Raw genomic sequence first — 9674 nt, 5'->3', positions numbered from 1 at the left:
CGCTCTGCGGGGCGGGGTCTGCGGAGGCGTCGCCCTGCGGGGCGGGGCTTGCGGGGCCGCCTCCGGCGTCCCCACCCCCCTTGTGATCCGTCCGCTGCCCCGGAGCACGCCCCTTTCTGGGCGGGCCCGCGAACGCCTGGGCGATGTCCAGCCAGCGGTCCGCGTCCGGCCCTTCGGCGCGTACGGCGAGATCGTCGCGGTGGGCCCGCTGGGTCACCAGCAGACAGAAGTCCAGGGCGGGCCCGGTGACCCGCTGACCCGCATCCTCCGGCCCGTACGCCCACACCTCACCGTCCGGCGCGGTGAGTTCGACCCGGAACTCCTCGGCCGGCGGCTCCATCCCCCGTGCCGCGTACGCGTAGCCCCGCGCCCGGACCCCGATCCGGGCCACATGGCGCAGCCGGGCGGTGGGGGCCCGGTGCACACCCAGGGCGTCAGCGATGTCCTGGCCGTGCGCCCAGGTCTCCATCAGCCGGGCGGTCGCCATCGACATCACGCTCATCGGCGGCCCGTACCATGGCAGCCGGGCGCGCGGCGGCTGCGCGGCCAGCGTCCGGAGCAACCGCTCCCGCCCCGCGCGCCAGAGCTCCAGCAGCACCTCGGGCGGCTCGGCCGCCCCGCGCTCCGCACCCTCGTCCACGAACGCCTCCGGCGCGGTCCACGCCCGGCGCACCTCGTCGGCGAACCCCTGCGGGTCCTCGGCGGCTTGTACGGCCCGCTCGTCGGTCCACGCGAGATGGGCGATCTGGTGCGCGATGCTCCACCCGGGCGCGGGCGTCGCCGTACGCCACTCCGCGCCCTCGAGGCCGGCCACCAGGCCGTCCAAGTCGTCCCCCTCCGCCCGCAGATCGCCGAGCAGAGCCTCCGTCTCGGACACGCGTCGCTCCCGTCGTCGGGTCAGTCGTGTGTCGGCTGTCCTTCGTTCTTGTCGAGCGAGGGTGGCAGCGCGACGGGAAACAATCAAGCACGCTTGCATGATTCAGCCGGTTGGGCTGATGGGGGCTCAGCTCTTGTGAGGTGCGCGTTGTGAGGCGTGCGTTGTGAGGTGCGTTGGGCTGCTCGGTTCGGTCGGGTGCGGCTTTCGTCTCGCGCCTTCGGCGCAATTGAGCAGCGGGGCAGGGGTGCCGGGGCCGAGCCCGCGTCGCCGGCCACCGGGCCGGTGGAGGCGGGCGCCAGTGGCGGCTTCCGTGACCGGCGGGCGAGGCCGATGCCGGACAGCAGGGGGGTGGGGTACCCCCCTCTGGAAAACGCTTGATGAATTAGTTGCGCCAGATCAAGCGTTTTTCAGAGGGGCACCGGGAGGGGCGGACCGCCGGGGGTCGCACTGGTGGGGATCTTGCCGCCTACCGCCCGCGGTCCGGAGAGGCCCCGGCCGACGAGCACGGAAGCAGCCACCGGAGCCCACGCCCACCGGCCCGGCGGACGGCGGCGGCGCCGCGCCCCGCCGAGCCGCCCCTCACCGCAACCGCTCCGCCAGGACCTCCGCCAGGTGGCGGCTCTTCCGGCCCGCCAGCTGGGTGAGTTGGGTGCGGCAGGAGTAGCCGTCCGCCAGGATCTCCGTGCCGGGTTCCGCGGCCCTTACGGATGGCAGCAGTTGCTCCTCGGCGCAGGCCGCCGAGACCTCGTAGTGGCCGTCCTCGAAGCCGAAGTTGCCCGCCAGGCCGCAGCAGCTGCCGCTCAAGGTGCCCGTAAGGCCCGCGCGTTCGCGGAGGCGGCGTTCGGCGGTGTCGCCGAGGACGGCGTGCTGGTGGCAGTGGGTCTGGCCGACGACGGGACGGTCGATCCTCGGGGGCTGCCAGTCGGGGGCGTAGCGCTCCAGTGTCTGGGCGAACGTCGAGACGGACTCGGCGAGGCGCGCGGCACGCGGGTCGGTGGTGAGGAGTTCGGGGAGGTCGGTGCGGAGGGCGGCGGTGCAACTGGGTTCGAGGCCGACCACCGGGAGCCCGGCGTCCAGGGCCGGGGCCATGACGTCCAGGGTGCGCCGCATGACCGTGCGGGCGCGGTCGAGCTGGCCCGTGGAGACCCAGGTCAGCCCGCAGCACACGGGCTTCGGCGGGACGACCACCCGCAGCCCGGCCGCCTCCAGCACGGCGACCGCCGACCGGCCGACGGACGGGGAGAGGTGGTTGGTGAAGGTGTCCGGCCAGAGGACGACGGTCCGCCCGTGCGCGGGCCGCCCCGGTTCGGATACCGGTCCGGCTCCTGTCTCGCGCGCCGCCTCGCGGACCCGGTCGCGCCACCACCTCGTGAAGGGCTCGTGGGCCAGTTCCGGGATGTCGCGTTCGGGGGCGATGCCGCCCAGGCGTTTGGCCAGGGTGGCGAGTGGGCTCACCCCGGCCAGCGCGTTGGCCGCCGGGGCCGCCCGCAGGAGGGACGCCGCGCGCAGCCACACCGGGAGCCAGCCCATCGAGTAGTGGGCGGCGGGGCGCAGCCGGCCCTCGTAGTGGTGGTGCAGGAACTCCGCCTTGTAGGTGGCCATGTCGACCTCCACCGGGCAGTCGCTGCGGCAGCCCTTGCAGGACAGGCACAGGTCGAGGGCGTCCCGCACCTCCTCCGAGCGCCAGCCGTCCTGGACGACCTCGCCCGCGAGCATCTCGTGCAGCAGCCGGGCGCGGCCGCGTGTGGAGTGCTTCTCCTCGCCGGTCACGCGGTACGACGGGCACATCACCCCGGCGCCGGACACCGACTCGTTACGGCACTTGGCGACGCCCACACAGCGCCGGACCGCCGCCGAGAAGTCGCCCTTGTCGTGCGGATAGCCGAACTCGACGTCCACTGGGCGCCTCGGCAGCGGATCGAAGCGCAGGTTCTGGTCCAGGCGCTGCGGGCGGGCCAGGACGCCGGGGTTGAGGCCGCCCTCCGGGTCCCACAGGTCCTTGAAGCGGGAGAAGAGGCCGACCATCTCCGTCCCGTACATGCGCGGCAGCAGCTCGGCGCGGGCCAGGCCGTCGCCGTGTTCGCCGGAGAGCGAGCCGCCGTGGGCGACGACGAGATCGGCGAGGTCGGCCGAGAAGTCGCGGAAGACCCGGATGCCGGGCTCGGTCAGCAGGTCGAAGTCGATGCGGACGTGGATGCAGCCGTCCCCGAAGTGCCCGTACGGCGTGCCGCGCAGCCCGTGCTGGGCCATCAGGGCGCGGAAGTCGCGCAGATACGCGCCGAGCCGGGGCGGCGGCACCGCGCAGTCCTCCCAGCCGGGCCAGGCCTCTGCGCCGTCGGCCCTACCCGGAATACGCAGTCGGGTGGCGGTCCCGGAGGCGTCCTCGCGCACCCGCCACAGGGCGCGCTGCCCGGCCGGATCGGCGACCACGGTGTGGTCCGTGGTGGCCTCGGCGGCGGCGCGGGCCACCTCCTGGGCGCGGGAGAGCGCCTCCTCGCGGGTGGCGCCGCCGACCTCCACGAACAGCCAGGCGCCGCCCTTGGGCAGCCCGGTCGCCCCGGCGACCAGGTCGGCGGCCATGCCCTCGACGGTCAGCGGACCGTACGGCAGCAGGGTGTGCGCGGCCTCGGCCGCGGCGCTCTCGTCGGGGTAGCCGAGCACGGCCAGGGCGCGGGCGCCGGGCGCCTCCACCAGCCTTACGGTCGCCTCGGTCACCACGCCGAGGGTGCCCTCGCTGCCGGTGAGGGCACGGGCGAGGTCGGCGTTCTTCTCGGGCAGCAGCTCGTCCAGGGCGTAGCCGGAGATCCGGCGGGGCAGCTCGGGGAAGCCGGTGCGCAGCAGGGCCAGATGCTGACCGGCCAGGGACCGTATGCCGTCGCGGAGCCGGGCGGGCAGGTCGTGGAGGCCCTGGGCGGCGCGCACCCGCTCCCCGCCGTAGGTGAGGACGTCCAGCTCGTGGACGTTGTCGGCGGTGGTGCCCCAGGCCACGGAGTGGGAGCCGCAGGAGTTGTTGCCGATCATGCCGCCGAGGGTGCAGCGGCTGTGGGTGGACGGGTCGGGGCCGAACGTCAGCCCGTGGGCGCCGGCCGCCGTACGGAGGTCGTCGCAGATCACGCCCGGCTGGACGACGGCGGTGCGCCGCTCGGGGTCGAGCGAGAGGATGCCGCGCATATGGCGGGTGAAGTCGAGGACGACGCCGAGCCCGGTGGCCTGTCCCGCGATCGAGGTCCCGCCGCCGCGCGCGACCACCGGCACCCCGCGCTCCCGGCACACGGCCAGCACCGCCGCCACATCGTCGGCGTCGCGGGGCGCGACCACCCCGGCGGGGACCCGCCGGTAGTTCGACGCGTCCATGGTCATCAGGGCCCGGCTCGCCGTATCGAAGGAGACGTCCCCGCGAACGGCTCGTCGCAGCGCCTGCTCCAGCTCGTCTGCCTGGTGATCAGCCATGCCCTCCATGGTCCACGGCGAGGCGGCCGTTGAGAATGTCCAATTCCGATTCATGGCCGCTTCATGGTCGGCATGCATGACCCGCATGGCCGCCTTACGGCCGCCATGTTCCGCGATCGGCCCCTATACCGGAACATCCTCGCGCGTCAACAGGATGTGGACATACCGTCTCACCCGCTGGACGGACGGTCGGACCGCGGCGGCCGACGGATTAGGCTTCGGCTCGTGGCTGAGATCCGGATTCCCGATGACATCAAGCCCGCCGACGGACGCTTCGGCTCGGGCCCCTCCAAGGTGCGCACCGAGGCGCTGAGCGCCCTGGCCGCGACCGGAAGCTCCCTGCTGGGCACCTCCCACCGCCAGGCCCCGGTCAAGAACCTGGTCGGCGCCGTACGCGAAGGGGTGCGCGAGCTCTTCCGACTCCCGGAGGGGTACGAGGTCATCCTGGGCAACGGCGGCTCCACCGCCTTCTGGGACATCGCGACCCACGGGCTGATCGACTCCAAGTCGCAGCACCTGTCCTTCGGCGAGTTCTCCTCGAAGTTCGCCAAGGCGGCGAAGCTGGCGCCGTGGCTCGAGGAGCCCACGGTGATCACCTCCGACCCCGGCACCCACCCGGAGCCGCGCGCCGAGAGCGGCACCGACGTCTACGCCTTCACCCACAACGAGACGTCCACCGGTGTCGCCATGCCCATCCAGCGGGTGGCCGGTGCCGACGAGGGCGCGCTGGTGCTGGTGGACGCCACCTCCGGGGCGGGCGGTCTGCCGGTCGACATCGCCGAGACGGACGTCTACTACTTCGCGCCGCAGAAGTCCTTCGCGGCCGACGGCGGTCTGTGGATCGGCGTCTTCTCGCCCGCCGCACTGGAGCGCGCCGCCCGGATCCACGCCTCCGGCCGGCACGTCCCCGAGTTCTTCTCGCTGCCGACCGCGATCGACAACTCGCTGAAGAACCAGACGTACAACACCCCGGCGCTGGCGACGCTCTTCCTGCTCGACGACCAGCTGAAGTGGATCAACGGCCAGGGCGGCCTGGACTGGGCGGTTCGGCGCACCGCGACCTCCTCGCGCACGCTGTACGGCTGGGCCGAGGAGTCCAAGTTCGCCACCCCGTTCGTGGCCGACCCGGCCAAGCGGTCGCAGGTCGTCGGCACGATCGACTTCAACGAGGAGATCGACGCCGCCGCGGTCGCCAAGGCGCTGCGGGCCAACGGCATCGTGGACACCGAGCCGTACCGCAAGCTGGGCCGCAACCAGCTCCGGGTGGCGATGTTCCCGGCCGTCGACCCGGCGGACGTCGAGGCCCTGACGGCGTGCGTGGACTACGTCATCGAGCACCTCTGACACACACTTTCGTACGCCCGTACGCGAAGGGGCCCGCGGCCGACCAGCCGCGGGCCCCTTCGCGTACGTTGACGATCAGCCCCAGGATCAGCTCCGGCGGAAGAGCTTGCGCAGGCCGAGGAACACCACCAGCGCGCCGACGAAGGTGAGCCCGGCCTTGACCAGGTTGCCGTTCTTGTCGTCGTCGGTGAGCTTGCCGTCGACGCGGTCGGAGTACTCCCCGTTCTTCTTCTGCTCCTTCGCGGTGGCGTCCGGCAGCAGCTCCCCGCCGAGGTCCACCGGCGTCACCTTGGAGCCCGCGCCCTCGGTGCCGTACATGAGGGTGCCGCCGTCCGGGGTGAAGGTGACCGACTCGCCCTGCCGCTGCAGCGGCAGCCCCGGCTCCTCCTCCAGCCGCGTCGGCTTTCCGTTCCGCCAGCGGTACTCGGCGGCCGAGAAGTAGCCGCGGAGCACCAGCCGGGTGCCGTCCGGGGAGAACGCCCCGTCCGTGACCTCCATGCCGATGTCGGAGACCCGCTGGAAGACATTCACTCCGGAGGGGCTCAGCGTGGTCGGTCCGGCGTACAGCCCGCCGTCCTCGTCGCTCTTGCTGGCGATGTAGACGCGGCCCGTCTTGGGATGGACCATCAGCGCCTCGGCGTTGCGCGGCCCGCCCTGGTACTTGACGGTGAACTGGGTCGCGGTGACGGTGGTGTCCTTCAGCTGCTTCGGCTCCGGGAAGCGGTAGATCCACACATGGGACCACTGACCGCCCAGGTTGTCGCCGATATCGCCGACGTAGATATTGCCGTCCGGCCCTATCGAGATCGCTTCCACATCGCGGGGATCCCCTATCCCGCGCAGGGTGACTCGCGCGACCGTCTTCCCGGTCCTGCCGTCCACGGCGTAGACGTACGGGCCGTCCGAGCTGTCGTTGTGCGTCCAGTAGACGCCGGGGTGGAGACGGCTCGCGGCGAGGCCGCTGGACTCGGTGATCCGTGAATCCTGGATCGTGAAGGGGGACGGCGACGACGAGTCGTCGGCGGCGGCCGGGGCGGCTGCGGACACGGCCAGCAGCGCGGCGGCACCGAGTACGAACGGAAGCGGACGCATGGGCCCAAGCCTGCCATCCCGCCGGGGGCGTCCGGCGCCGGAACCACGCCGAGGGCCCCCTCCGGCCACGCCTGGCTTCCGCCCGGGCATGGCTTCCGCCTTCCGCCTTCCGCCTTCCGCCTTCCGCCACGGCATGACTTCTGTGATCGCGCATGACTTCCGCGATCACGGGCAGATAACGTCTGTCAATTATTTGTGCGGGCGGCCACTCCGAAATAACCCCGAGATTATTTGATCTCATCCGGGGATTATTTCGGCGAGAAATTTATCGGTCATTGACGGCATAGCGGGCGGCGGCATTGCAATGCAGAAAGGCCCCGCTTACGGTCTGAGCTCATGAGCGAATACAGCCAGTCCTCTTATGCGCAAACCGCACCGCCCACGCATTCCGCCGGTGCCCCGAACCACGGTGCGGCACCGGCCGCGCCGTCCAAGAAGATCGCGATCTTCGCGATCGTCGGCTCGGTCATCGCGCTGGTCGGCTCCATGGTGAACTGGGTGATCTCCGACGCCGAGGGCGCCACCGGGGGCATCAAGGGCATCGACGGCGACGGCATCATCACGCTGATCATCGCCCTGGTCGCGGCGATCCTGTTCATCGCCGCCATGGCCACCAAGAAGGCGGCGCTCTACCTGGTCGGCGGCGTTCTGGGGCTGGCCATGGCCATTGTCGCGGTCATCAACATGGCGGACCCCGAGCGGCTGGTCGTCCAGAAGCTGAAGGACGAGGAGGGGGTGTCGCAGCAGGTCGCGGAGAAGGCGGCGGAGCAGGCCGCGAAGCTGTACGACATGACCGCGGGCCCGGGGCTCTACATGGTCCTGATCGGCGCACTGATGGCCCTGGCCCTGGGCGTTCTCGGCTTTATGAAGTCCCGCGCAGCCCGGTAATCCGAAAATACCGGTCGCATTCGGCGACCCCATTCAGCGGCCACATCCGGCGATCATGCTCGATTGAATTCCGACCGGAGCCGCAAACCCCAAGACGCCCGCTTTTTGACCGCACGGGGGGCCAAAAAGCGGGCTTTCGGGTTTTCCACAAGGAATTCCCGGCCAGGGCCCTGCCGCCGCGGATGACCGAGCACCCGGCCCGCCCCCCTTGATTAGAGCGCACTCCAACGGCTTGGCTGATCCCCATGGAGTACACGCAGCTCGGACGCACAGGTCTCAAGGTCAGCCGTATCGTCCTCGGCACCATGAACTTCGGTCCGCAGACGGAGGAGGCCGACAGCCACTCGATCATGGATGCCGCGCTCGACGCGGGCATCAACTTCTTCGACACCGCCAATGTGTACGGCTGGGGCGAGAACAAGGGCCGCACCGAGGAAATCATCGGGAGCTGGTTCGCCAAGGGCGGCGGGCGGCGCGAGAAGACGGTCCTCGCGACCAAGGTGTACGGAAACATGGCCGCCGAGGGTGAGCCCTGGCCCAACAGCGACAAGCTCTCGGCCGTGAACATCCGCCGGGCCGTGGACGCCAGCCTCAAGCGGCTCGGCACGGACTACATCGACCTCTACCAGTTCCACCACGTGGACCGCTCCACCCCGTGGGACGAGATCTGGCAGGCCATCGACGTCCTCGTACAGCAGGGCAAGATCATCTACGCGGGCTCCTCCAACCACGCGGGCTGGCACATCGCCCAGGCCAATGAGGCCGCGGCCCGCCGTGGTTCGTACGGGCTGGTCAGCGAGCAGTGCCTGTACAACCTGGCCGAGCGCCGCGCCGAGATGGAGGTCATCCCGGCCGCGCAGGGCTACGGCGTGGGCATCATCCCCTGGTCGCCGCTGCACGGCGGGCTGCTCGGCGGGGCGCTCCGCAAGGAGCGCGAGGGCGGCGGTTCGCGCAGCACGTCCGGACGCAGCGCCGACGCGCTGAAGAACGCGACCGTGCGCGATCAGATCCAGCGGTACGAGGACCTGCTGGCCAAGCACGGCATCGAGCCCGGCGAGGCGGCCCTGGCCTGGCTGCTCACCCGGCCCGGGGTCACCGGTCCGATCGTGGGCCCGCGCACGGCCGAGCAGCTGGCGTCGGCAGTACGGGCGTCGGAGCTGAAGCTGGGCGAGGAGGTGCTGGCGGAGCTGGACGAGATCTTCCCGGGTCCGGGGCCGTCGCCGGAGGCGTTCGCCTGGTAGCCGAGAGGCTCCTGATAGCCCGGAGGCGCTTGGTAAAGAGGGGGCGTGGGCCGCGCGGCGGTCCACGCCCCCTCGCGTTCAGCCTCCGAGCGCGGCCGCCGCGGCGACGACGACGAGAATCAGCACCAGCGCGCCGCTCATGATCATGTTTCTGGTCTTGGGGTCCACACCTCGAGATTAGCCGGACCGCTCAGTGCCCCAGCGGCCAGGCCGCCACCACCTCGTAGCGCGGCTGCTGCCCGGGGACGCCCGGGGCCGGTGGATGGCTGCGCACCAGGCTGAGCTCGCCCACGGTCCACTCCCGGCCCGCGAAGTCCGTGAGCCCGTCCACGTACGGCGCGAGGCTGGTGGCGGAGCCTTGGCGCGGGGAGCCGTGACGCGAGGAGCGGGCGCGGGCGATGGTCAGATGCGGGTGGTACGGGCGGTGCCGGTCCATCGGGACCCCGGCCCGTCGGCCCCCCGCCTCGGCGGAGTCGGCCAGCCGCCGCAGGGCCTCGCTGTCGCCGTCGACGCCCACCCACACCACCCGGTCGTCGAACCGGCCGCCGCCCGCGAGCCGCAGCCCATGAGGGTGGTGCCGATGGGCTGCGCGGGCCAGCCGGGTGTGCAGCTCGGGCAGCACGTCCTCGGCCACCTCGCCGAAGAAGGCGAGCGTGAAGTGCCAGCCCTCCCGCTCGGTCCAGCGCAGCCCGTCCGCCCCCGGCAGCGCCCGGAGCGCCTTGACCCGCGCGGCCAGCTCGGCGACGGCCGCCTCCGGCGGCAACACGGCGGCGAAGAGTCTC

The 9674-nt window shown here is 71.8% G+C and carries 7 protein-coding genes; 3 read left to right on the top strand and 4 right to left on the bottom strand.

Features of this window, described 5'->3' with window-relative positions:
- Nucleotides 1-877: TIGR03084 family metal-binding protein (locus tag GWI24_RS33550; protein ID WP_308344173.1), on the bottom strand; the 877-nt coding region annotated here is incomplete at its 3' end.
- A gap of 579 nt (nucleotides 878-1456) precedes the next feature.
- Nucleotides 1457-4327, bottom strand: a complete 2871-nt coding sequence (locus GWI24_RS33545; RefSeq protein WP_210949826.1) for an FAD-binding and (Fe-S)-binding domain-containing protein — start codon at nucleotides 4325-4327, stop codon at nucleotides 1457-1459.
- A 225-nt stretch (nucleotides 4328-4552) separates the two neighbouring features.
- Here GWI24_RS33545 and serC point away from each other — a divergent pair, with 225 nt between their 5' ends.
- Entirely contained in the window at nucleotides 4553-5671 is a 1119-nt protein-coding gene (gene serC / locus GWI24_RS33540; protein ID WP_210949825.1) for a phosphoserine transaminase, read from the top strand.
- An 87-nt stretch (nucleotides 5672-5758) separates the two neighbouring features.
- On the opposite strand, the gene GWI24_RS33535 is transcribed toward serC, so the two are convergent.
- Nucleotides 5759-6763 carry a hypothetical protein gene (locus tag GWI24_RS33535; protein WP_210949824.1) on the bottom strand — a complete coding sequence of 335 codons (1005 nt, stop codon included), beginning with the start codon at nucleotides 6761-6763 and terminating at the stop codon, nucleotides 5759-5761.
- A 336-nt stretch (nucleotides 6764-7099) separates the two neighbouring features.
- Here GWI24_RS33535 and GWI24_RS33530 point away from each other — a divergent pair, with 336 nt between their 5' ends.
- Nucleotides 7100-7651 carry a hypothetical protein gene (locus tag GWI24_RS33530; RefSeq protein ID WP_210949823.1) on the top strand — a complete coding sequence of 184 codons (552 nt, stop codon included), beginning with the start codon at nucleotides 7100-7102 and terminating at the stop codon, nucleotides 7649-7651.
- A gap of 245 nt (nucleotides 7652-7896) precedes the next feature.
- On the top strand, nucleotides 7897-8892 hold the full coding sequence (locus tag GWI24_RS33525) for an aldo/keto reductase (RefSeq protein WP_210949822.1): 996 nt from the start codon (nucleotides 7897-7899) through the stop codon (nucleotides 8890-8892).
- Nucleotides 8893-9082: 190 nt separating this feature from the next.
- Here the strand turns inward: GWI24_RS33525 and thpR are convergent.
- The coding region (thpR, locus tag GWI24_RS33520; protein ID WP_210949821.1) for an RNA 2',3'-cyclic phosphodiesterase at nucleotides 9083-9674 on the bottom strand (592 nt) is incomplete at its 5' end.

This window comes from Streptomyces sp. MK37H (genome assembly GCF_018035285.1).
Classification (GTDB): Bacteria; Actinomycetota; Actinomycetes; order Streptomycetales; family Streptomycetaceae; genus Streptomyces; species Streptomyces endocoffeicus.
Note: the sequence above shows the minus strand (reverse complement) of the source record. Positions and strands in the feature narration are given on the sequence as shown.